The following is a 22,243-nucleotide window of genomic DNA, read 5'->3' on the forward strand; positions in this document are numbered from 1 at the left end:
TCACCCGGTACCACCGGCCGGACCTTCCCACCGGTCCGGCCGGTGCCAGGGTCCGGCCCTCCGGCGGGAGGGCCGGACCCTGGCGTCTCCCCGCCGCCGAGACCCCCTCGGCGGCCCGTCAGCCGCCGTCCCGGACCGTCGCGCGCAGCAGCAGCAGCGCCACGTCGTCGATCCGCTCCTCCGCCGCCGCGTCGTGCCCCACCAGCGCGTCGGCCAGCTCCTCCAGCGGCAGGTCGCCCGCCTCGCCCAGCCGCCGCCCCAGTGCGGCCACCGCGTCCTCGATGTCCACCCCCGGGGACTCGATCAGCCCGTCGGTGTAGAGGGCGAGCACACAGCCCGGCGACAGCTCGATCTCCGTGGTCGGGTACGTCGCCTCCGGGTCGATCCCCAGCAACGGGCCGCCCGCCAGGTCGAGGGCCCGCACCCGCCCGTCCGGCCGCCGCAGCAGGGGCGGCGGATGCCCGGCCCGCGCCATCACCGCCCGCCCGCGCGCCGGGTCGAGCCGCAGGTACAGGCAGCTCGCGAACAGCTCCGTGCCCAGGTCGATCATCAGCCGGTTGGTGCTGCGCATCACCTCGCCCGGCTCCTGGCCCACGGTCGTGTACGCCCGTACGGCCGTGCGGATCTGTCCCATCAGGCCGGCCGCCGTCACGTTGTGCCCCTGTACGTCCCCGATCACGGCCGCCGGCAGCGGACGCGAGGGCACCAGGTCGTAGAAGTCGCCGCCGATCTCCATCCCGTGGGAGGCCGGCAGGTAGCGGGCGCTCGCCTCGACGCCGGGCAGGGGCGGCAGCGAGTGCGGGAGCAGGGCCGCCTGGAGGCCGTGCGCGAGCCGGTGCTTGGCGTCGTACAGCAGGGCCCGGTCCAGGGCCTGGGCGACCAGCCCGGCCAGGCTGGTCAGGACCGCGCGTTCGTGGGTGGAGAAGTCGTGCGGTTCGGCGTAGGCCAGGACGCACACCCCCACCGGGCGGCCCGAGGCGATCAGCGGCAGGTAGGCCCAGGCGGCGAAGCCGTCGGAGCCGAAGTCCCGCGCGGGGTAGAGGTGCTCCAGCCGGCTGCGGGAGCCGAAGAACGCGGGCACTCCGTGGACGACCGCGTGCGTGCCGGGGGTGGGGGAGGCCAGCGGCATCCCGTCGAACCGCTCCACCACGTGCGGGTCCCGGTAGCCGTGGTGCCCGAGCACGTGCAGCCGGCCCGCCCGCATGCCGAGCAGCGCCAGGGCCTCGCTGCCCACGGTCGGCGCGATCTCCTCGGCCACCAGCCGCACCACGTCCTGCACGCTCACCGTCTCGGTCAGCGCCCCGGCCAGGCTCAGCGCCTGCGACATCGACACCAGCGGGGGCGGGGTGTCCTCGCCGCGCACGGCGGCGGGCGGGGACGACACCGACACCGCCCGCGCCCGGACCACCCGCACGGTGGTCCCCGTGCTGGTGGGGTACAGCCGGAAGGACAGCCAGTCCGAGGGCGGGCGCAGCGCCACGAAGGAGGTGACGTGCCCGCTGATCAGCGCGGCCCGGTAGCGCTCCTCGTACATCGGGTCCGCCAGCCACGGCACCGCGGTCCACAGCGAGGCGCCCAGCAGTTCGCCCACCGGGACGCCGAGCAGACCGGCCAGGGCCGGGTTGGCGAACCCCACCCGCCCGCTCGGGTCCAGCGAGCACAGCCCGTACGGCAGCCGGGCCAGCAGCCGCGCCGCCTCCACCGTGCCCAGCGTGTCCGGGGCCCCGGCCCGCCCGGCGGCCGACGGGTCGGCCTCGGCGCGCACCGGACGGTTCTCGGCGGCGGAGTGCTCCAGCCGCAGCGCCAGCCGGTCGCAGCCCGTCTGCAGCTCGTGCCGCTCGCGGTCCGACAGCTCCGGCGGGTGCGAGCCGGGCCAGGTCACGAAGACCGCGCCGTACACCTTCGAAGCGGTCGCCAGCGGCAGCGCGGCCAGCGCGAACGGGTACGGCAGGACGACGGCGATCCGCGGGTAGGAGCGGGCCATCTCCTCCTCGCCGCCCACCCACACCAGCCGCCGCTCGCGCACCGCGCGGGCCACCGGTATCGGCGCGCCGAGACCCACCCGCTGCCAGGGCGCCGCGAACGACCGCGGCAGTCCCGCCATCACCGCCATCTCCAGCACCGGCTCGGTGTCCGGCAGCAGGTAGACCGCGCCGGAGTGCGCCCCGACGGCGTCCATCATCGCCGTCAGCGCCGGCGCCAGCAGCGCCTGCCCGGCCGGATGCCCGGGCGGGCGGCCGGACCGCTGTCCCTCGGACACGGTTCCCACCTCCTCGCCCGACCGTACGATCCCGGGCAACCAAATCTGCCCCCTGCCGACCACGAGCGCACGGCGGGAGCGGCGCGCACGGCCGGGCGGCCCCACGGCCGCGGACCGGCACGGGGCCCCCGGGAGCCGTCCCGCCCCGCCCCGGGCCCCCGTGCCCGGGCCCGTCCGCGGTCCCGAGCCGCGGACCCGGCCCCCGGTGACCGTTCCGTGCCGTCGCCAGGGCTGCGCGAACGTCGCACAAGCGCTGTAATTACGGTCGTGGTCGGTCAGGGTGCTGCGGAGCGCGAGGCGAGAGCCCTGCGTGCCGAAGCTGCCCTGAGGACGGTCACGGGCGGCCCCGCCTCACCGGAACGGATGCGGCGCGTCCTCGAACAGGCCCTGGTCTTCTCGGGCGCGAGCCTGGCCGCCGTCTACACGCCCGGCGAGAACGGCGACCTGCTCTGTCTGACCGAGTCGGCCGGCGCCCCCAGGACCCTGTACGGACTGCGGGAGAGCTACCCCCTCGACGGACGGTCCCCGGCCGCCGAGGCCCACCGCACCGGGGCGCCCCTGTGGCTGGGCCCCGAGCAGCTCGCCGACTGCCCGGACGCGCGCCGGATGCCCGCCGGGGACGTCCACCTCGCCCTCCTGCCCGTGCGCGGCGGCGGCTGCCTGGTCGCCGTCGGCGAGCGTCCCGGCGGCTTCGACCCCGACGACCGCGCCTGTCTGGAACTCGTCGCCGAGGCGGTGCCCCCGCCCGCCGACGGCGAGCCCGACGAGGTCGGGGAGCTGCGCGCCAACTCCTTCAGCCTCGCCATGGACACCGGCCGGGTCGAGGTCGGCGACGAGATCCTGGACCTGTTCGGCCTGCGCCGGCACGACTTCGACGGCCGGGTCGAGACCCTGCTCGGCCACACCGTCCCGGACGACCTGCCCGCGCTGATGTCCGTGGTCGAGGCCGACCACATGTCCATCGGCGAACGGGAGCTGGAGTTCCGGGTGCTGCGGGCCGGCGGCGGCCCGCCCCGCTGGCTGAGGCTGCGCGGCCGTCTCCTGCCCGGCGGCGAGGGGCACCCGGCCCGGCTCGCCGGCACCGTCGCCGACGTCTCCACCGTGCGCTCCGGCGTCACCGACGTGGCCCGCGTGCAACGCCTGGCCGCCGCCCTCGCCACCGCGGGCACGGTCCGCGACGTCAGCCAGGCCGTCGTCGCCGCGCTGCGGCTCCCGCTGCGGGCCGACCGGATCGCCCTGGCGGAGCTGGAGAACGACCGCCTCGTCGTGACCGTCCTGGACCCTCCCGAACCCGAGGCCTGGCCCGAACTGTGGCGGCTGGAGTGGCGCACCGAGTGGCCGGACGCGCCCGTGCGCACCATGCCCACCCTCGCCGCCGCCCTGCGCGAGGGGCGGCCCCGGATCTGGCCCGCTGGCACCACCCTGGAGCCGGCCCTCGCCGACGTCGGCCCCGGCGGCCTCGCCGTCCTGCCGCTGTCCGCCGGGGGCCGCATGGCCGGCGCCTGCCTGATCGGTTGGGACACCCCGCACGACTTCGGGCCCGACGAACGCGCCCTGCTCACGGCCTCCGCCGGACTCGTCGGCCAGGCCCTGATGCGCGCCCACGCCTTCGACGCCGAGCACGAACTCGTCGGCATGCTCCAGCGTCAGCTGCTGCCCCGCCGGCTGCCGGAGCTCCCCGGCGCGGTCGCCGTCGCCCGCTATCTGCCGGCCACCGCCGGCCTGGAGGTCGGCGGCGACTGGTACGACGTGATCCCGCTGCCCGACAACCACGTCGCCCTCGTGATCGGCGACGTCCAGGGGCACAGCACCGGCGCCGCCACGCTCATGGGCCAGATGCGCACCGCCCTGCGTGCCTACGCGGCCGAGCGGCACCCGCCGGACGTGGTGGTCTCGCACGCCAACCGGCTCCTGATGGAGCTGGAGACGGACCTCTTCGCCACCTGCTGCTACGTCGAGGTCGACATGGAGGCCGGCACCGCCTGGTGCGTCCGCGCCGGGCACCCGCCGCCCGTCCTGCGTCACCCGGACGGCGCAACGGAGATCGCCGAGTCCGACGGCGGCCCCCCGCTCGGCGTCGTCACGCAGGCCGACTTCCCGATGACCCCGCTGCGGCTGGTGCCCGGCACCGTGATCGCCCTGACCACGGACGGGCTGGTGGAGTCCGCCGCCATGGACATCGACACCGGCATGGACCGCCTCGCGCACGGACTGTCCGTGTCCGACCCCGCCCACCTGGGTCTCGTCGCCGACGCGCTGCTCGGCAACGCCCACCGCGACGACGACGTCGCCCTGCTCCTGATGCGCTACGACGGCATGGCCGTACAGCCGCTGCGCGAGGGCTGGACGGTGTGGCGGGTTCCCGAGGCGGCCCGGCACGCCCGCCGCTTCACCCGGCGCAGCCTGCGGGGCTGGGGGGTGCCGGCGGACGCCATGGACGCGGCCCTGCTGGTCGTCTCCGAACTCGTCACCAACGCCCTCGTGCACACCGACGGCCCGGTCCGCCTCGACCTCGTGCTCGTCCACCACCGGCTGCGCGTCTCCGTCACCGACGCCTCGCCCCGCACGCCCGTCAAGCCGACCAGCCTGGGCTGGGAGGCCACCGGGGGCCGCGGCATCCTGCTCGTGGAAGCCGTGTCCGACGCCTGGGGAACGCTGCCGGTCAGCGGCGGCAAACAGGTGTGGAGCGAGCTTCCCCTGGGGTGAGGGGCGGGGGAGGGGGCCGCGGCCGCCGGGCGGCGGCACACCGGGTGTTCCGGAGCGCGCGCAGGGTACCCGGCGTCCATGGACACCACTGCCGCCGCCGTTCTGGCGGCCTCCGGAAAGTCGGCCCTGGCCACCGTCGCCTTCGTCGTCGTGGGCGTCGCGCTCGTCGGCGGTCTGATCTGGGCCTTCCGGCTCGGCGCCAGGATCCGCAGCCGCGAGCCCGCCCCGCCGCGTCCCGAGGAACAGCCCCGGATGCCCGCGTCGGGCCCGGTGCGGGAGAGCCACGGGGCGCGCGAACCCAACGAGATGCCGCGGTCGCAGGACGGCGAACGCCTCACCCCGCACGAGCTGCGGCCCACCGGCAGCCGCGAGAGCGACGACCGCAGCCGCCCCCGCTGGAACTCGGGGTCCGGCGGCTCCTTCGGCAGCGGCGGCCCCGGTGCCCGCTGACCACGACGCGGAAAGGCAGTACGACGCGGAAAGGCAGCATGGTGCGGAGAGCACCATGACGCGGAAAGGCGATGACCGACCGTGACGACCTCACCCCTGGCCGACCGACCGACCGCCCACGGGCCCGAGACGGGCTGGGCCAGGGCCCGCCGGCTGCGCGGCGCCAAGGCCGTGCCGCGCACCTGCGTGCCGGCCGTGGAACCCCCCGGCGCCGCGCCCGCGACGCGCGGCGGCCCGGAGGGCAACATCGTCAGGGGTGAGGACTGAACGGACCCGCGGGGGACCCGCCGCCGTACGCCGGCGCCGTGCGCCTGCTGCTGACGTCCGACACCCATCTCCCCCGGCGCGCCAAGGTGCTTCCCGCGCCGCTGCTGGACGCGATCGCGCGGGCGGACGTCGTCGTGCACGCGGGGGACTGGGTCGACACGGACACCCTGGACCTGCTGGAGCGCCGCAGCCGCCGGCTGATCGGCGTGTACGGCAACAACGACGGCCCCGCCCTGCGCGCCCGCCTCCCCGAGACCGCCCACGCCGACCTCGGCGGGCTGCGCCTCGCGGTGGTCCACGAGACCGGGCCCGCGCGGGGCCGGGAGACCCGCTGCGCCGCCCGCTTCCCCGACACCGACGTCCTGGTCTTCGGCCACAGCCACATCCCGTGGGACACCACCGCCCCCGGCGGGCTGCGGCTGCTCAACCCGGGATCCCCGACCGACCGCAGGCGCCAACCCCACTGCACCTACCTGACGGCCACCGTGGACGCGGGGCGGCTGACGGACGTCGTCCTGCACCGCCTGCCGCCGCGCTGACGCGAGCGGCCACCGCGCGGGACGCCGTCGGCACGGCACCGCCGCCCCCGCCGATGCGGTGGCGGCCTTCCCGGCCCCGGCCTCCCGGCCGCACCCCGGCCTCCCCGTCCGCCCCCGTCCCCCGGTCCGGCCGATCCGCCCGGGCGGGGAGCGGTGACGGGAAGTCAACTTACTCCTGAGTCAGGATCTATTGACGGTGCCCGGGAAGGGCCGGACCGTAGGGGGCATGCCGAATGTCCGGGCACGTCTGCTCGCTGTTCTGGTCGTCCTCTGCGGACTCTGCGGTCTCCTGACGGCGGCGGGCACCCCCGCCGCCACCGCCGCCCCCCTCCCCGACTCCCTCCCGTTCGACGGCACCGCGCTCACCGTGTCCGGCGGCCGCTTCGTGGACGGCACCGGCCGCGAGGTCGTGCTGCGCGGCTACAACGTCTCCGGTGAGACCAAGCTCGCCGAGAACGAAGGCCTGCCCTTCGCCTCGGTCGCCGACGCGAGGCGGTCGGCGACCGCCCTGCGCGCCCTCGGCGGCGGCAACTCCGTGCGCTTCCTGCTCTCCTGGGCCTACGCCGAACCCGTGCGCGGCCAGGTCGACACCGCCTACCTGGCCGCCGCCACCGACCAGCTGCGCGCCTTCCTCGACGCCGGCATCCGCGTCTACCCCGACTTCCACCAGGACCTCCACTCCCGCCACCTCTTCGACCCCGACAGCTGGTACACGGGCGACGGCGCCCCGCGGTGGGCGGTGGAACTCGGCGACTATCCCGACGAGTCCTGCGGGATCTGCCTGTTCTGGGGCCAGAACATCACCCAGAACGGCGCGGTCAAGGCCGCCCAGCACGACTTCTGGCACAACGCCCACGGCCTCCAGGACGCCTTCCTCGCCACCGCCCAGCAGACCATGACGTACATCCGGCAGCACCTCGACGCCGAGGAGTTCGCCGGCGTCATCGGCTTCGACCCCTACAACGAGCCCTACGCCGGCACCTACGACTCCGGCCAGAACAGCCGCACCTGGGAACGCGACCTGCTGTGGCCCTTCTACGTGAGGTTCCGGGCCCGGATGGACGCGGCCGGCTGGCAGGACAAGCCCGCCCTCGTCGAGCCGAACCTCTTCTGGAACGCCAACATCACCTCCCAGCGGCAGGAGGGCGGCCTCCTCGACGCGGGCACCCTCGGCTCCCGCTACGTCCTCAACACCCACTTCTACGACCAGAAGGCCATCTCCGCGATCCTGATGTGGGGCAAGGCGGCCGACGGCCAGTACGCCACCGACTTCGCCGCCGTCCGCGACCGGGCGGCGGCGGCCGGGACGGCCGCCGTGGTCAGCGAGTTCGGCCATCCCCTCGCCGGCACGGTCTCCGACAAGGCGCCGACCGTCCTCAAGGCCATGTACCAGGCCCTCGACTCGCGGGTGAAGGGCGCCACCTGGTGGACGAACCCGGCGGCCTCCGGCCCGGTCCTCTCCGGCAGCCAGTGGCAGTGGGACATCTACCACGGCCGCCACCACGAGCCGATGAACGGCAACCCCGACAAGGTGCTCACCTCCGGTGACGCCTGGAACGACGAGGACCTCTCCGCCGTACGCCTCGACGACGGCGGAAAGGCGACGCTCCGTCAGGACGCGCGGCTGCTCGACCGGATCTACCCGAGCGCCACCTCCGGCACCACCGCGGCCTTCACCTACGAGGACCGCTCCCGCGACGGTTCCACCACCCTCACCTGGAACCCGGTGCCGGGCTCGCTGCCCGACGTGGCGCGGCTCGTGGGCTCCGGGCAGTACGGGCTGCTCGTGTGGCGCTCCGGCGGCGGCTCGGCGCCGACCGAGCTGCACCTGCCCGCCTCGTTCCCCACCGGGTCGACGACCGTGGTCTCCGACCTCGGCGCCGTCCACGCCCCGCCGGCGTACACCGCCGCCGCTCCGGTCGGGGTCGCCGCCGAGCCGGGCGGCACCGGAAGCCGGCGCCTGCTGCTCACCGACACCGACGCGGGCACCCTGCACTACGCCCTGGTGACCAACGGCGCCACCGCCCCCGCCCCGGCCCTGCTGGCCTCGGCCCGCGGCGAACTGGCCGCGTGGGCGGCGCAGCGGTTCGGCGGATGACGAACCCGTCCGCGCGCCGGGCCCGTTCGGCCCCGGCGCGCGGACGGACGCCCCGGCTCAGCCCGCCGGGGACGTCCAGTCGGCCGCCACATGGCCGAGCCGCACCCGCTGCGGGTGGTCGCCCACCGGCACCGAGACGACCTTGCGGCCGGTGGCGAAGTCGATCGCGGTGACCTGGTCGGCCCCGCTCTCGGAGACGACGCAGTCCTTGCCGTCGCCGCCGACCGTCGCCCAGTACGGCTTGGAGACGGGGACCAGCGGGCCCTCCTGGAGGGTGGCGCGGTCGACGACGGTCGCGTAGTCGTCCATCGTGCCCGCCACGCACAGCTTGCTGCCGTCCGGCCGCATCGACAGACCGTGGTGCCGGGAGTCGTTGACGAATGTGGTGCGGTCGTCGTTCGTGGCGGGGTTCTCCGGCAGCGTCTTGGTCCGGGTGATCCGGTCCGTGGCGACGTCGTACTCGAAGAAGCCGTTGAAGAACGAGACCTGGAAGTACAGCTTGGACTCGTCGGGCGAGAAGGCGGCCGGGCGGACGGCGTCCGAGTGGTCGGAGAGGCCGATCGCGTCCAGCCGCTGCCGCATGTCGATCGTCCTGACCGGCCGGTACGTCGTCGCGTCGACGACGGTGACGCGCCGGTCGCCCTTGGTCCAGTCCAGCCACGGCGCGTCGAGGGCGGTGGTCACGTCGCCGATCGACATGGTCCAGATGTACTTGCCGTCCTTGGTGAAGATGTTCTCGTGCGGCTTGTCGCCCGTGGCGTACGAGCCGAGCTGCCTGCCGGTGTCGATGTCGAGCACGTGGACGGTGTTCGACGTCGACGCGGAGACCGCGACCCGTTTGCCGTCGGGGGAGACGGCCATGTGGTCGGCCCGGTAACCCGACACCGGGAAACGCCAGTTGACGGCTCCCGTGGCCACGTCGATGGAGACGACGTCGGCGAAGCTGGGCCGGGAGACCACCACGGAGGCGCCGTCCGGGGTGGAGTACATGTCGTCGACGAACTGGTCGTGGCCCTCGCCGACGCTGTTGCGGATCGTCATGAACGCGATCCACCGGATCGGGTCGGCGTTGATCTCCGCCATCCGCCGGTCCTTGTCGGGGATGACGTTGATCCGGCCGATCCTCGCGTAGTCCCCGGTGGACTTGATGACGTCCGCGGTGCCGTCCCAGTTGTTGGCGACCAGCAGCACCTGGCGCAGTGCGGCGGCGTCGGTGGCGGAGGGCGCGGCGGTGGCGACGGCGGCGGGGGCGGTGACGGTCAGGACGAGGGCGGCGGCTACGGAGCAAAGGTGCCTGGTTCTGAAGGCAGCCATGACTGCTCTCTCCTCTGGGGTGGGGGCACGTGCGGGCAGCTGTGCAGGGAGGTCCCGAATCTGAACACGCGAGCGTTCAAAGTTGACTTACTGGAAAGTAAGGAAGGGGTGTCCTTCGCCACAAGGCACGTGCACGACAAAATCGGGAGAGGGGGCGACGAGGGGGAGAGAACCGCGGCGGGCAGGCTGAGGGCGCCGACCGGCCGCTACGCCGGCCAGCTCGCCGCGGAGCGGCAGGCCGAGCGGCGGCGCAGGTTCCTGGACACGGCGCTGCGGCTGTCCGGCGGCACCCCCGGCTACCGGAACACCACGGTCGCGGCGCCGAGCGAGGCGGCCGGCCTGTCGACGCGGCAGTTCTACGAGGAGTTCCGCACCCTCGAGGACGTCCTGGCCGCGCTGCACCTCAGGTCGACGACCGGGCCGAGGAAGCGGTCGTGGCCGCCTTCGCCACCGCCCGGCACCTGCCGCTCGCGGAACGGGTCGCCGCGTTCCTCCGCGCCTACGCCGGCGACGTCACCGCCGACCCGCGCCTCATCACCTTCGTCGAGATCGTCGGCGTCAGTCCCCGCATGGAGGAACAGCGCCTCGCGCGGCGCGCCCGCTGGGTCGAGCTCATCTGCGCCGAGGCCGACGCCGCCGCCGACCGGGGCGAGGCCGCCCCTCCGCGACCACCGCCTCGCCGCGACGGCCTCCATCGGCAGCGTCAACGGCTTTCCGCACGATTGGAGCGCGGGCTGGGTGAACGTCACCCTCGACGAGGTCGTGGACGAACTCGTACGGCAGCCGCTGGGCATCCTGCGGCCCATGGAACCCACCCCGGAAGGGCCCTGCCGGCGGCCGGTCCGCACGCGCGCACCGGCCGCCGGGCCGGCCTCCCCGCCCACGCCTCCCCCCTCGCCTCCCTCGCCCCCGTCACCTCCCTCCCGCCCCCCTCGCCTCCCTCGGCTCACCGCCGTCGGCGGTCGCCCCTCACTCGTCCCACGCCTGGACCATCGTCTGTCCGACGATCTTGCCGTCGCGCAGGGTGACCATCGACTCGGACAGGACGCGGACGCCGTCCGCGTACTCGCAGGACTCGCTGAAGGCGGCGCGGTCGCCCTGCACCACGCAGTCCTCCATCCGGTGCGTCATGTCGCGGCTGTACACGTCCTCCAGCATCGCGGCGATCTCGTCGCGGCCGTGCAGGACCGTCGGGTGGCTGGGCTGGCTGTTGCGGTCCACGACGCGGATCTCCGCGTCGTCCGCGTAGAGCGACAGCAGTGTCGTGGGCGTCCGGCCCTCCAAGCCCCTGCGCAGGGTCTCGGAGTCGAAGGCGGAACCCGTCGCGGTGCCCATGGTGACCTCCTTCGAGGACCACGGACCGCGGGGGACGGCCCGGCGGGCCCTCACCCTTCGAGCCTCCTCCGCCGCACCGCGCTCGGCAAGCGCGGACGCCCCTGGCGTCCCTCGGGAGAGGACCCCCTCGGCGCCCGTGCCCGCGGGGTGGCCCCATGCGGCGCGCCGGCACGATCTTCGAACGTCGCTGCCGCTGCCGCCGCCACTCTCGCCGCCGGGGCCCCGGCCGCAGGCCGGCCGGACCCGCTCTGCGCCGGACCCGCTCGCCGAGGCGCGGGGTCCCGCCGGACAGCGGGGCGAACCGCTCTCGGCCCCGGGCGAGCCGGGCGAGGCCGGGGCGCCGGCGGCGCGTCGGACGCGTCACCGCCGGCACCGGCCGTCCGGCCCCGCGACGTACGGTCCGGCCCCGACGTACGGCCGCGGGACCGCCCGGGCCCGGTGGTGGGGCCCGGAGCACGGGCGGCCCCGGCGGGTCAGTCCGCCGTCGCCAGGAACTGCGTCGCCGCCAGCTCGGCGTAGAGCGGATCGACGGTCACCAGTTCACGGTGGGTGCCCACCGCCCGCACCCGTCCGGCCTCCATGACCACGATCCGGTCGGCCGAGGTCACCGTCGACAGCCGGTGGGCCACCACGAGGACGGTGGTCGTACGGGCCACGTCCGCGACGGTGTCGCGCAGGGCCGCCTCGTTCACCGCGTCCAGCTGGGAGGTCGCCTCGTCCAGCAGCAGCAGCCGCGGACTGCGCAGCAGGGCACGGGCGATCGCCACCCGCTGGCGCTCACCGCCGGACAGCTTGGTCCCGCGGTGCCCGACCAGCGTGTCGAGCCCGTCCGGCAGACCGCCGACCAGCGCGTCCAGGCGGGTCGTCTTCAGCACCCGCAGCACGGTGTCGTCGTCGGCCTCCGCGTTCCCCAGCAGCAGGTTGTCGCGCAGCGTCCCCGACAGCACCGGGGCGTCCTGCTCGACGTAGCCGATGGCGGCGCGCAGGGCACCGAGGTCCCACTCGGGCAGCGGGCGGCCGTCGAGGGCTATCGTCCCGGAGCCGGGGTCGTAGAACCGCTCGACCAGGGAGAACACCGTGGTCTTGCCGGCGCCGGACGGGCCGACGAACGCGGTCATGCCGCGCGCCGGCACCTCGAACGTCACCCCGTGATGTACGTACGGCAGATCGTCGGCGTACCGGAAGCGGACGTCGGTGAAGGCCAGCGAGGCCGGTTCCGCCGCCGGCGAGGGCAGCGGCGCGGGACGGGACGCCGGCTCGGCGGGCAGCAGCAGCGTCTCCTGGATGCGGCCGAGCGCCGCCGAACCCGCCTGGTACTGCACGACGGCGCCGATGACCTGCTGGATCGGCGACATCAGGTAGAAGACGTACAGCAGGAACGCCACCAGTGTCGCGATGCCGATCGCGCCCGTGGCGACCCGCGCCCCGCCGACCGCCAGCACCGTGATGAACGCGCTCTGCATCGCCAGACCGGCGGTGTTGCCCGCGGCCGCCGACCACTTCGCGGCCGACACGCTCTGCCGCCAGGAGTCCTGCGCCGCCGCGTGCAGCGCCTTCTCCTCACGGTCCTCGGCACCCGCCGCCTTCACCGTGCGCAGCGCGCCCAGCACCCGCTCCAGCGAGGCGCCCATCACCCCGACCGCGTCCTGCGCCCGGCGGCTGGCCCGGTTGATGCGCGGCACGATCACCCCGATGACCGTCCCGGCGACCAGGATCACCGCGAGGGTGACCCCGAGCAGCACCGGGTCCACCACCCCCATCAGCACCACCGTCCCGACGAGCGTGAGCCCGCCGGTGCCGAGGCCGACCAGCGAGTCGGTGGTGACCTCCCGCAGCAGGGTCGTGTCCGAGGTCATGCGGGCCATCAGGTCACCGGGCTCGCTGCGGTCCACCGCCTCGATCCGCAGCCGCAGCAGGTACGACGACAGCGATCGCCGCGCGCTCAGCACCACCGACTCGGCCGTGCGCCGCAGCACGTACGAACCCAGCGCGCCCACCGCCGCGTTGGTGACCACCAGGACCGACAGCAGCACCAACGCCCCGGTGATCGCCCGGTCGTGGGACAGGTCCTCGATCAACCCCTTGGCCACCAGCGGCAGCAGCAGCCCGGTCGCCCCGGTGACCAGTGAGAGCAGCGCCCCGGCCAGCAGCGTCCAGCGGTGCGGTCGGACGTAGTGCAGCAGCAGCCGCCACGGGGGCTGGACGGCGGCCGTCTCCGCGATGCTCACGAGGCTCCTCGATGCCGGTCGGGTGTGCGGCGTTCAGGCTACGTCGTGCCCCGCGCGACCGGATCCGCGGAGACCTTTTCGGCCGGTGACCTGGCTCGACGTGCGTCGCCCACCGATCAGTGACGCGTAGGGTCGGGGGTGGACAGCGGGCCGCCGACGAAAGGAACAGCACCATGGCGCAGGAAGTGCGCGCAGTGATCGCACCGGGCAAGAACGAAGCGGTGCGGGTGGAGACGATTCTCGTGCCGGACCCCGGACCCGGGGAGGCCGTGGTGCAGATCCAGGCCTGCGGGGTGTGCCACACCGACCTGCACTACAAGCAGGGCGGCATCAACGACGACTTCCCCTTCCTGCTGGGCCACGAGGCGGCCGGCGTCGTGGAGGCGGTCGGCGAGGGCGTCACCGAGGTGGCCCCCGGGGACTTCGTGGTCCTGAACTGGCGGGCCGTGTGCGGCCAGTGCCGCGCCTGTCTGCGCGGACGCCCGCAGTACTGCTTCGACACCCACAACGCGAAGCAGCGGATGACCCTCGCCTCGACGGGGCAGGAACTGTCCCCGGCCCTGGGCATCGGCGCCTTCGCGGAGAAGACCCTGGTCGCCGCCGGCCAGTGCACCAAGGTCGACCCGTCCGTGTCGCCGGCGGTGGCCGGGCTGCTGGGCTGCGGCGTGATGGCCGGCATCGGCGCCGCGATCAACACGGGCGACGTCGGCCGCGGCGACACCGTCGCCGTCATCGGCTGCGGCGGGGTCGGCGACGCGGCGATCGCCGGGGCCCGACTGGCGGGCGCGGCGAAGATCATCGCCGTCGACATCGACGACCGCAAGCTGGCCACCGCCGAGGCGATGGGCGCCACCCACACGGTCAACTCCAAGGAGACGGACCCGGTCGAGGCGATCCGCGGGCTGACCGGCGGTTTCGGCGCGGACGTGGTGATCGAGGCGGTCGGCCGCCCGGAGACCTACCGGCAGGCCTTCTACGCCCGCGACCTGGCCGGCACCGTGGTGCTGGTGGGCGTGCCCACCCCGGAGATGAAGCTGGAACTGCCGCTGCTGGACGTCTTCGGACGCGGCGGCGCGCTGAAGTCGTCCTGGTACGGCGACTGCCTGCCCTCCCGCGACTTCCCCATGCTGATCGACCTGCACCTGCAGGGCCGCCTGGACCTCGGCGCGTTCGTGACCGAGACCATCGGGCTCGACCAGGTGGAGCAGGCCTTCGAGCGCATGCACCACGGCGACGTCCTGCGCTCGGTGGTGGTGCTGTGATGGCCACCCGCATCGAACGCGTCGTCACCTCCGGCAGCTTCAGCCTCGACGGCGGCACCTGGGACGTCGACAACAACGTCTGGATCGTCGGCGACGACCACGAGGCCGTCGTCGTCGACGCCGCCCACGACGCCGACGCCGTCCTCGCCGCCCTCGGCGACCGCCGGCTCACCGCCATCGTGTGCACCCACGCCCACAACGACCACATCGACGCCGCGCCCGCCCTCGCCGACGCGACCGGCGCCACGATCTGGCTGCACCCCGACGACCTCCCGCTGTGGAGGATGACCCACCCCGACCGCGAGCCCGACGCCCACCTGGTCGACGGCCAGGTCATCGAGGTGGCCGGCGCCGACCTCACCGTGCTGCACACCCCCGGCCACGCACCCGGCGCGGTCTGCCTGTACGAGCCGGGGCTCGGCGTCCTGTTCACCGGCGACACCCTCTTCCAGGGCGGCCCCGGCGCCACCGGCCGCTCCTACTCCCACTTCCCGACCATCATCGACTCCATCCGCGACCGCCTCCTGACCCTCCCGCCCGAGACGAAGGTCCTCACCGGCCACGGCGACCCGACCACCGTCGGCGCGGAGGCCCCCCACCTCCAGGAGTGGATCGCCCGGGGCCACTGAACGGCCCGCCCGGCACACGCTCCTCGGCCGACCGGGCGACCTCGCCGGAAAAGACGACAGGAGATGTCCGGCTTCCCCGTGATCCTCGATGACGGCGTCGATACGACGACGCCGACGCCGTCATCGTCGGGAACATCCGCAGGAGGTCGCACATGTCCGGTCCGCTGGAAGGCAGGGTCGCCCTGGTCGCCGGGGCGACCCGGGGAGCGGGGCGGGGCATCGCCGTGGAACTGGGGGCGGCCGGCGCCACCGTCTACGTCACCGGCCGCTCCACCCGCGCCCGCCGCTCCGCGTACGACCGCCCCGAGACGATCGAGGACACCGCCGACCTGGTCACCGAGGCCGGCGGCCACGGCATCGCCGTCCCCACCGACCACCTCGAACCCGCCCAGGTGCGCGCGCTCGTCGACCGGATCGCCGCCGAGCGGGACCGTCTCGACCTCCTCGTCAACGACATCTGGGGCGGCGAGAACCTCTACGCCTGGGACACCCCCGTCTGGGAGCACGACCTCGACGACGGACTGCGGCTGCTGCGGCTCGCCGTCGAGACCCACGCGATCACCAGCCACCACGCCCTGCCGCTCCTGCTGCGCCGGCCGGGCGGCCTGGTCGTCGAGGTCACCGACGGCACCGCCGAGTACAACCGCGACACCTACCGCGTGAGCTTCTTCTACGACCTCGCCAAGGCCTCCGTCCTGCGGATGGCCTTCGCCCTCGCCCACGAACTCGGCCCGCGCGGGGCCACCGCCCTCGCGCTCACCCCCGGCTGGCTGCGCTCCGAGATCATGCTCGACCACTTCGGGGTGCGCGAGGACAACTGGCGCGACGCGCTCGGGGCGGTCCCGCACTTCGCCATCTCCGAGACGCCCCGCTACGTCGGCCGCGCCGTCGCCGCCCTCGCCGCCGACCCGCACGTCGCCCGCCGTAACGGGCAGTCGCTGTCCAGCGGATCGCTCGCCCACGAGTACGGCTTCACCGACCTCGACGGCAGCCGCCCCGACGCCTGGCGCTACCTCGTCGAGGTCCAGGACGCGGGCAGGCCGGCGGACACGACGGGCTACCGGTGATCCGGCCCGGCGGGTGACCCGGTCCCGGCACCTGTCCCGCCATCGGCCCGGGCCGGTGCCGGGACCGGGGTCGGGGTCGGGGTCGGGGTCGGGTAAGTTCACCGTTTCGTCACAGTACGAGCCGCCCTACAACCGAAACGCCGTCGGACGGGTCTAGTGGGTGGAGTCGCCGGAATCGGGCCAGGGAGAGGCAGTGGCAGTCATGGGGGACATACGCAGACGAGGTGCCGTCGTGCTCGGGGTCACGGGGCTGATCGCGCCGCTGACGCTCGCGCTGGGCGCAGCGCCGGCACAGGCCGCGAGCTGCACCACGCAGGCCGGGCCGTACCAGAAGCAGGTCGAGAAGTTCCTCGGCCGGCCGGTCGACGGCCGGCAGTCGTCGGCCGACTGCAAGGCCGTGCAGGCCTTCCAGAACAAGCACGGCATCACGCCGAACATCGGCTACGCGGGACCCGTCACCTGGGGTGTGATGGATCTCATGAACAAGCAGAAGGCGGTGGGCACCAAGCCCAACAAGGCGGGCAAGTGCCCGACCAACAAGGGCCGCATCGCCTGCGTGAACCTCACCCTCCAGATCAGCTGGATCCAGGACGGCAGCCGCCTCGTCTACGGGCCCGTCCCGGTGCGCACCGGACGCGACGGCTACGAGACCCGCACCGGCCTGAAGAAGGTCTACTGGCGCAACATCGACCACGTGTCGAGCATCTACAACGTGCCGATGCCGTACAGCCAGTTCTTCGACGGCGGCCAGGCCTTCCACTCGGTCGGCGTCAGCATGTGGAACCCGCCCGGCTCGCACGGCTGCGTCAACATGACGAAGACGACCGCGAAGAAGTACTGGTCCCTGCTCAAGACCGGTGACGACGTCTTCGTGTACGGCCGCAAGCCGGGCACCTGACCGTCGGCGGACCGGCGGACCGGCGGACGGGACGAACGGGACGACGGAACGGACGTGATCAGTGACACGTCCGTTCTGTCCGTTTAACTCATGTATTACTCACGCCGCCTTCACCCCGGGCCCCGTAAGATTCACACCATGTCCACCACTGTTGAACACCTGACCGAGCGCTCGGCGCGATCGGCCGCGGAGGTCAACGAGGAGATCAGAGCCCTGTGGCTCCGGTCGGGCGGGACACTGACGGGCGAGCAGCGCGAGGAGTACCGGCGGCTCGTCCTGGAGTGGGCCGCCGTGGCCCCGCAATCGGCCGAGGCGGCCTGACCGGCCGTCCGGCAGCGGGGCCTTCCGCCTCTCGCCGGGCTCCGCCCCGCACGATCCGTCAGGGCACCCCTCGTGGGTGCCCTTCTCGTCGTCCGGCGGAGCGCCGTGGGCGCCCCGCCTCCTCTCCCGTCTCACCCCCAGCTCGCCGAGTACTGTCGCTGGTACGCCTTGCGGTCCTGCTCCGCCCGGATGTACCGGGTCGCCACCAGCGCCACCAGGCTGCCCGCGATCACCAGCAGGCCGGGCCCGATGTTGCGCGGGTCGGTGAGTCGCGTCACCAGTGACGTCGCGTCCGTGCCGCCCGTCACCGGTGTCGTCGAGCCCGGCGTGACCGACCCCGGGGCCACCGCGGCCTGCGTCGGCGACGACGACGGCCGGGGAGCGGCCTCGGACGGCGCGGGCGAGGCGCCGGCCCCGGCCGCCTCCGACGGCGCCGCCACGATCAGCTGCACACCGAGCTGCGCCAGCGCCTTCGTCACCGGCTGGAAGAAGGTCGTACCGCCCGTCGTGCAGTCACCGCTGCCGCCCGAGGTGACGCCGAGCGCGACGCCCTCGGAGAACATCGGCCCGCCGCTGTCGCCGGACTCGGCGCACACGTTCGTCTCGATCAGCCCGGAGACGGTGCCCTCCGGGTAGTTGACCGTCGCGTCGAGCCCGGTCACCTCACCGTCGCGCAGACCGGTGGTGCTGCCGCTGCGGAACACCCGCTGCCCCACGGCCGCGTCGCCGACGCCCGTGATCCGCACGCCGTTGCCGTCGCCGATGGCCACGATGTCCGCCCCCGCGCCGGCCTCCCCGCCGGCGTACTGCACGAGCGAGAAGTCGGAGCCGGGGAACGTCGAGCTGACCGTCCGGCCCACCTGCCGGGTGCCCTGGTTGTCCGCGAACCAACTGGCCCCGGCGGGGCCGCAGTGCCCGGCGGTGAGGATGAAGTCGTTCGACCCGTTCGTCACGTTGAACCCCGCCGAACAGCGGCCGCCGGTCGACAGGATGGGCTGGGCGCCGTTGAGCCGGGTGGTGAAGGTGCCCTCGGTGCGCTCCATGCGGACGAAACTGCCGATGCCCGACGCCACGTCCGTCATCCGCCCCCAGTCGGAGGCGGACACGGTACTGTCGCCGCGCACCACGACCTGGTTGGACCGGTAGTCCATCACCCAGGCGGTGCCGGCCACCCGGGGCGCCGAACGCAGCGCCGCCGCCGCCGACTTCAGCTCGTTCATGCTGTGCCCGACCACCTTCGCCCCGGCGCCCGCCGCGCGGACCGTCGCGGCGGTGGCCTCGTCGGTGACCGCGACGACCGGGCGTCCCGAGGAGTCGACCCAGGTGCCCGCCGTCCGCGCGGTGCCGAGCCGCTTCACCAGGTCCGCGCCGGTGCCCGCGACGGACCGCGCCGTGCCGCCCGGCACCGCCGTGGTCGCGGGCGTCTCGCTCGCCATGGCGGCCTGCGTGACCATGGCACCCCCCAGGAGGAGCCCGCCGACGGCCGCCAGCCGTGTCGCTCGCCGGACGATCCGTCGTCGTACGTGCCTCATGCCTGGCTCCCGGGAACAGCGAACGCGCGGTACCGACACCGCGGGGCCCTCCGGTCGTCGAGGACCCTCACTTCCTTACGTGCCGGGGCCCGGCCGCGTTCACCCCGGAAACGATCACCTCACGGCTCGCGGGCCACCCCGCCGGACACGGCGACCTCCTCGGGCTCCGCCCCCGCCGGTCCCCTCCGGGCGCCGGCGCGAACAGGACACCGCCGGGTCCTCCTCGTCGCCGGCGACGGCCACGGAACTGCTCCCGGGGTGCCCACGGTGCCTGGTGCCCGCGGTGCGTGCGGCTCTTCGTACGGCTCTTCCTGTGCTCCAAGGAGCAGTCGGGACCGGGCAGTTGCCCACCGGGCCCGGTCCGCGGTCTTGCGCCGTCGCGGCCGGACGCCGGGGACGGGCCTCTATCGTGAGCCCATGACCAGGACCCCGCACGAACCGTCCGGTGAGCCGGATCCGCTGCGCGCCCTCACCCTCGACGACCTCCGGCGCCGCACGAGCATGAAGTGGCGCACCCACCCCGACGACGTCCTGCCGCTGTGGGTCGCCGAGATGGACGTCCCGCTCGCCGGGCCGGTCGTCCGGGCGGTCGGCGAGGCGATGGCCCTGGGCGACACCGGCTATCCGGCGGGCAGCGGCTACGCCGAGGCGCTGGCCGCGTTCGCCGCGAAACGGTGGGGCTGGCACGGCCTCGCGGTCGAGCGGACGGCGATCGTGCCCGACGTGATGCTGGGCGTCGTCGAGATGCTCAGGCTGGTGACCGGGCCCGGCGACCCGGTCGTGGTCAACCCGCCGGTGTACCCGCCGTTCTTCCAGTTCGTCGAGCACATGGACCGCCGGATCGCCGAGGCGCCGCTCGGCGCGGACGGGCGGCTCGACCTCGACGTCCTGGAAGCGGCCTACCGGCGGGCCACCCGGGGCGGCGGACGCGCCGCCCACCTGCTGTGCAGCCCGCACAACCCGACCGGCACCGTGCACACCGCCGGGGAACTCGCCGCCGTGGCCGCCCTAGCCGACCGGTACGGCGTCCGGGTGGTCGCCGACGAGATCCACGCCCCGCTCACGGCCGGCGGCGTCGACTTCGTGCCGTACCTGAGCGTGCCCGGCGCGGACGGCGGCCTGTCGCTGATGTCGGCGTCGAAGGCCTGGAACCTCGCCGGGCTGAAGGCCGCCCTCGCCGTGGCGGGGCCCGCGGCCGCGGCCGATCTGGCGCTGCTGCCGGAGGAGGTCGGCCACGGCCCGAGCCACGTCGGCGTCCTCGCCCACACCGCCGCGCTGCGCGACGGAACGGCCTGGCTGGACGCGCTGCTCGCCGGCCTCGACGACAACCGCCGCCTGCTCACCGCCCTCCTCGCCGACCGGCTGCCCGGTGTCGTGCACCGGCCCGGCGGGGGGACGTACCTGGCCTGGCTGGACTGCCGGGCGCTCGGCCTCGGCGACGACCCGGCGCGGGTCTTCCTGGAGCGGGGCCGGGTCGCGCTGAGCCCCGGCCCGGACTTCGGCACCGGTGGCGCCGGGCACGTGCGGCTGAACCTGGCGACCTCGCCCGGCATCCTCACCGAGGGGGTGCGCAGGATGGCCGCCGCCCTGCGCTGACCCCGGCGCCCCCGCCTACACTGCGGGCATGGACGACAAGGCGCTCGACCGGCTCGGAGCGGGCAAGTACCTGCTGATCACCAGCTACCGCAAGAACGGGACCGGGGTCGCCACCCCGGTGTGGGTGGTGCGCGACGGGGACGCCCTCGGAGCCTGGACGGTCACCGGCTCCTGGAAGGTGAAGCGGATCAGGGCCCGCGGCGACGTCCTGGTCGGCCCCTGCGACGTGCGCGGCAATCCCACCGGGGAGCAGGTCCCGGCCCGCGCCGAGATCTGCGACGCGCCGACCACCGCCCGCTACCGGGCCCTGATCGCCCGCAAGTACGGCGTCGTCGGCCGTCTCACGCTGCTCGGCAGCAGGCTCCGGCGGGGCCCGGACGGCACGGTCGGGATCCGCGTGACCCTGGACGGGTGAGGGACGGGGGCCGTCCGGCCCCGCCTCTCCCCGAGGTCAGTGCCAGGCCCGGTACGGCTCGTCGAGCAGCTGGAAGACCGGCTCGCCCCGCACCGGGTCCTTGGCCGTGGACAGCCGGACCCGGTCGCCGCTGTGGATGCCGATGAGCGGCCCCGTCACCCGGCCGCGCACCACGAAGCCCTCGGCCATCTCGACCAGGGACACGTTGCGCGCGGAGGGGGTGTTGCGGTGCACCACCGTCGCGTGGCGGACCGTGCCCGTGCCCTCGCTGCGCTCCGTGCGCAGGTCGCTGCCCTGGCACACCGGACACAGCAGCCGGTGGTACATGGCGGTGCCGCACCAGGTGCAGCGCTGGAAGAGGATCGTGTCCGCGTCCGCTGCGGCCCTGCGGTCCAGAAGACCCGCCGAGGTGCCCGCCGCCTGCTGAACGGCGCTTCCTGAGTGGTGGTACACGCTGGTCAACTCCCTGCACTTCGGCCGGAATGCGCCGTGCGCGGCTCACCCGGGCACGGGCGTGCGCGGTTCGCCGTGCCACCGTGCACGCCCACAGGGTATGGCACTCAGTGCCACCGGTAAAGGCACTGCGTACCCCCAATCTGACGGGGTCCCGCGGCCGTCCTAGCCGCGCCCGAGGGTCGTCTCGATCTCCTGCACCACCCGCCACAGGGGCGCTCCGCGCCGCGACACCACGACGACCACGTCCTCCGGGTCCTGGGGGTCCTCACCGGCCCCGGGGCGTCCGGGGCGGTCCGGCGCCGGGGCGGCGGGCGGGGCGCCGAACGCGGACTGCACACAGTCCAGGGCGTGGTCCACCGTCGTGCTCGCGTCGGTCTCGCCGTCCGAACGCAGCCAGGACCGCAGCGCGTTGTTGTGGGCGGCGACCACGGCGGCCGCGATCACGTCGGCCCGCAGATTGCCGTCGGGCCGGCCGGCGAAGCGGCCCCGGAGGTACTCGGCGAGGGCGCGCTCGTAGCGCCACACCACCGACAGCTCGTACGCGCGCAGTCCCGGCACCTGTCTGGTGAGGCGGTAGCGCTGCACGGAGAAGGAGGGGTTCTCGGCGTACATCCGCAGCACCAGCCGGGCGGCGTCGCAGACCCGGCGCACCGGTTCGTGCCCCTCGTCGCTCGCGGCGAGGAAGGCGGTCATGTCGGCCAGACAGCGCTCGTGGTCGGGGAAGACCACGTCCTCCTTGGAGGGGAAGTAGCGGAAGAACGACCGTCGTCCCACCCCCGCGAGAGCCACGATGTCGTCGACGGTGGTCTGTTCGTAGCCCCGCTCCAGGAAGAGCCGGAAGGCCGCCGCGACCAGGGCGTCCCGCATGGG

Annotated in this window: 19 protein-coding genes and 1 pseudogene; 13 read left to right on the forward strand and 7 right to left on the reverse strand. The window is 74.3% G+C overall.

Going from position 1 to position 22,243, the window contains the following annotated elements; genetic code table 11:
• Positions 1-118: 118 nt before the first annotated feature.
• Complete coding sequence (locus ACZ5FU_RS22650) at positions 119-2,269, reverse strand: PP2C family protein-serine/threonine phosphatase (protein ID WP_451527640.1); 2,151 nt, start codon at positions 2,267-2,269, stop codon at positions 119-121.
• Between the two features lie 258 nt (positions 2,270-2,527).
• Here ACZ5FU_RS22650 and ACZ5FU_RS22655 point away from each other — a divergent pair, with 258 nt between their 5' ends.
• The 5 genes from ACZ5FU_RS22655 (at position 2,528) to ACZ5FU_RS22675 (ending at position 8,320) form a co-directional block, all read left to right on the forward strand.
• Positions 2,528-4,966: a SpoIIE family protein phosphatase gene (locus ACZ5FU_RS22655; protein WP_451527641.1), complete on the forward strand. Its 2,439-nt coding sequence runs from the start codon at positions 2,528-2,530 to the stop codon at positions 4,964-4,966.
• A gap of 78 nt (positions 4,967-5,044) precedes the next feature.
• Positions 5,045-5,416, forward strand: coding sequence for a DUF6479 family protein (locus ACZ5FU_RS22660; protein WP_451527642.1), 372 nt, complete (start codon positions 5,045-5,047; stop codon positions 5,414-5,416).
• Positions 5,417-5,497: 81 nt separating this feature from the next.
• A complete protein-coding gene (locus ACZ5FU_RS22665; protein ID WP_451527643.1) occupies positions 5,498-5,683 on the forward strand; it encodes a hypothetical protein in 186 nt (61 codons plus the stop codon).
• Between the two features lie 38 nt (positions 5,684-5,721).
• On the forward strand, positions 5,722-6,222 hold the full coding sequence (locus ACZ5FU_RS22670) for a metallophosphoesterase family protein (RefSeq protein WP_451527644.1): 501 nt from the start codon (positions 5,722-5,724) through the stop codon (positions 6,220-6,222).
• A 226-nt stretch (positions 6,223-6,448) separates the two neighbouring features.
• Entirely contained in the window at positions 6,449-8,320 is a 1,872-nt protein-coding gene (locus ACZ5FU_RS22675) for a cellulase family glycosylhydrolase (RefSeq protein WP_451527645.1), read from the forward strand.
• Positions 8,321-8,377: 57 nt separating this feature from the next.
• Here the strand turns inward: ACZ5FU_RS22675 and ACZ5FU_RS22680 are convergent, their stop codons facing one another.
• A complete protein-coding gene (locus tag ACZ5FU_RS22680) occupies positions 8,378-9,634 on the reverse strand; it encodes a YncE family protein (RefSeq protein WP_468643306.1) in 1,257 nt (418 codons plus the stop codon).
• Positions 9,635-9,775: 141 nt separating this feature from the next.
• Between ACZ5FU_RS22680 and ACZ5FU_RS22685 the strand changes: the two are divergent.
• Positions 9,776-10,459, forward strand: a pseudogene (locus tag ACZ5FU_RS22685) (TetR/AcrR family transcriptional regulator); the annotation flags it as partial.
• Positions 10,460-10,603: 144 nt separating this feature from the next.
• Here the strand turns inward: ACZ5FU_RS22685 and ACZ5FU_RS22690 are convergent.
• A complete protein-coding gene (locus tag ACZ5FU_RS22690; RefSeq protein ID WP_451527647.1) occupies positions 10,604-10,969 on the reverse strand; it encodes a nuclear transport factor 2 family protein in 366 nt (121 codons plus the stop codon).
• A gap of 473 nt (positions 10,970-11,442) precedes the next feature.
• Positions 11,443-13,197, reverse strand: coding sequence for an ABC transporter ATP-binding protein (locus ACZ5FU_RS22695; protein ID WP_451778144.1), 1,755 nt, complete (start codon positions 13,195-13,197; stop codon positions 11,443-11,445).
• Between the two features lie 173 nt (positions 13,198-13,370).
• Between ACZ5FU_RS22695 and ACZ5FU_RS22700 the strand changes: the two genes are divergently transcribed.
• The 5 genes from ACZ5FU_RS22700 (at position 13,371) to ACZ5FU_RS22720 (ending at position 17,374) form a co-directional block, all read left to right on the forward strand.
• The gene (locus ACZ5FU_RS22700; protein WP_451527649.1) at positions 13,371-14,459 is read left to right on the forward strand and encodes an S-(hydroxymethyl)mycothiol dehydrogenase; all 1,089 of its coding nucleotides are present in this window, start codon (positions 13,371-13,373) and stop codon (positions 14,457-14,459) included.
• On the forward strand, positions 14,459-15,088 hold the full coding sequence (locus ACZ5FU_RS22705) for an MBL fold metallo-hydrolase (protein WP_451527650.1): 630 nt from the start codon (positions 14,459-14,461) through the stop codon (positions 15,086-15,088). The genes ACZ5FU_RS22700 and ACZ5FU_RS22705 overlap by 1 nt, the downstream gene beginning before the upstream one ends.
• A 152-nt stretch (positions 15,089-15,240) precedes the next feature.
• A complete protein-coding gene (locus ACZ5FU_RS22710; RefSeq protein ID WP_451527651.1) occupies positions 15,241-16,155 on the forward strand; it encodes an SDR family oxidoreductase in 915 nt (304 codons plus the stop codon).
• A 202-nt stretch (positions 16,156-16,357) separates the two neighbouring features.
• Positions 16,358-17,053 (forward strand): L,D-transpeptidase family protein, encoded by a 696-nt coding sequence (locus ACZ5FU_RS22715; protein WP_451527731.1) that lies wholly within the window; start codon positions 16,358-16,360, stop codon positions 17,051-17,053.
• A 138-nt stretch (positions 17,054-17,191) separates the two neighbouring features.
• Positions 17,192-17,374, forward strand: coding sequence for a hypothetical protein (locus ACZ5FU_RS22720; RefSeq protein ID WP_451527652.1), 183 nt, complete (start codon positions 17,192-17,194; stop codon positions 17,372-17,374).
• A gap of 131 nt (positions 17,375-17,505) precedes the next feature.
• On the opposite strand, the gene ACZ5FU_RS22725 is transcribed toward ACZ5FU_RS22720, so the two are convergent.
• Positions 17,506-18,906, reverse strand: a complete 1,401-nt coding sequence (locus ACZ5FU_RS22725) for a S1 family peptidase (protein WP_451778146.1) — start codon at positions 18,904-18,906, stop codon at positions 17,506-17,508.
• Between the two features lie 417 nt (positions 18,907-19,323).
• Here ACZ5FU_RS22725 and ACZ5FU_RS22730 point away from each other — a divergent pair, with 417 nt between their 5' ends.
• Together ACZ5FU_RS22730 and ACZ5FU_RS22735 are read left to right on the forward strand one after the other, a co-directional pair.
• A complete protein-coding gene (locus tag ACZ5FU_RS22730) occupies positions 19,324-20,502 on the forward strand; it encodes a MalY/PatB family protein (protein WP_468643313.1) in 1,179 nt (392 codons plus the stop codon).
• 28 nt (positions 20,503-20,530) lie between these two features.
• Positions 20,531-20,917 (forward strand): PPOX class F420-dependent oxidoreductase, encoded by a 387-nt coding sequence (locus ACZ5FU_RS22735; RefSeq protein ID WP_451527655.1) that lies wholly within the window; start codon positions 20,531-20,533, stop codon positions 20,915-20,917.
• 36 nt (positions 20,918-20,953) lie between these two features.
• Here ACZ5FU_RS22735 and ACZ5FU_RS22740 read toward each other — a convergent pair whose 3' ends face one another.
• Together ACZ5FU_RS22740 and ACZ5FU_RS22745 are read right to left on the reverse strand one after the other, a co-directional pair.
• Positions 20,954-21,370 (reverse strand): Zn-ribbon domain-containing OB-fold protein, encoded by a 417-nt coding sequence (locus ACZ5FU_RS22740; protein WP_451527656.1) that lies wholly within the window; start codon positions 21,368-21,370, stop codon positions 20,954-20,956.
• A gap of 165 nt (positions 21,371-21,535) precedes the next feature.
• Positions 21,536-22,240: a TetR family transcriptional regulator gene (locus ACZ5FU_RS22745; protein ID WP_451527732.1), complete on the reverse strand. Its 705-nt coding sequence runs from the start codon at positions 22,238-22,240 to the stop codon at positions 21,536-21,538.
• Between the last annotated feature and the right edge of the window lie 3 nt (positions 22,241-22,243).

Source organism: Streptomyces sp. NPDC031554, assembly GCF_055580685.1.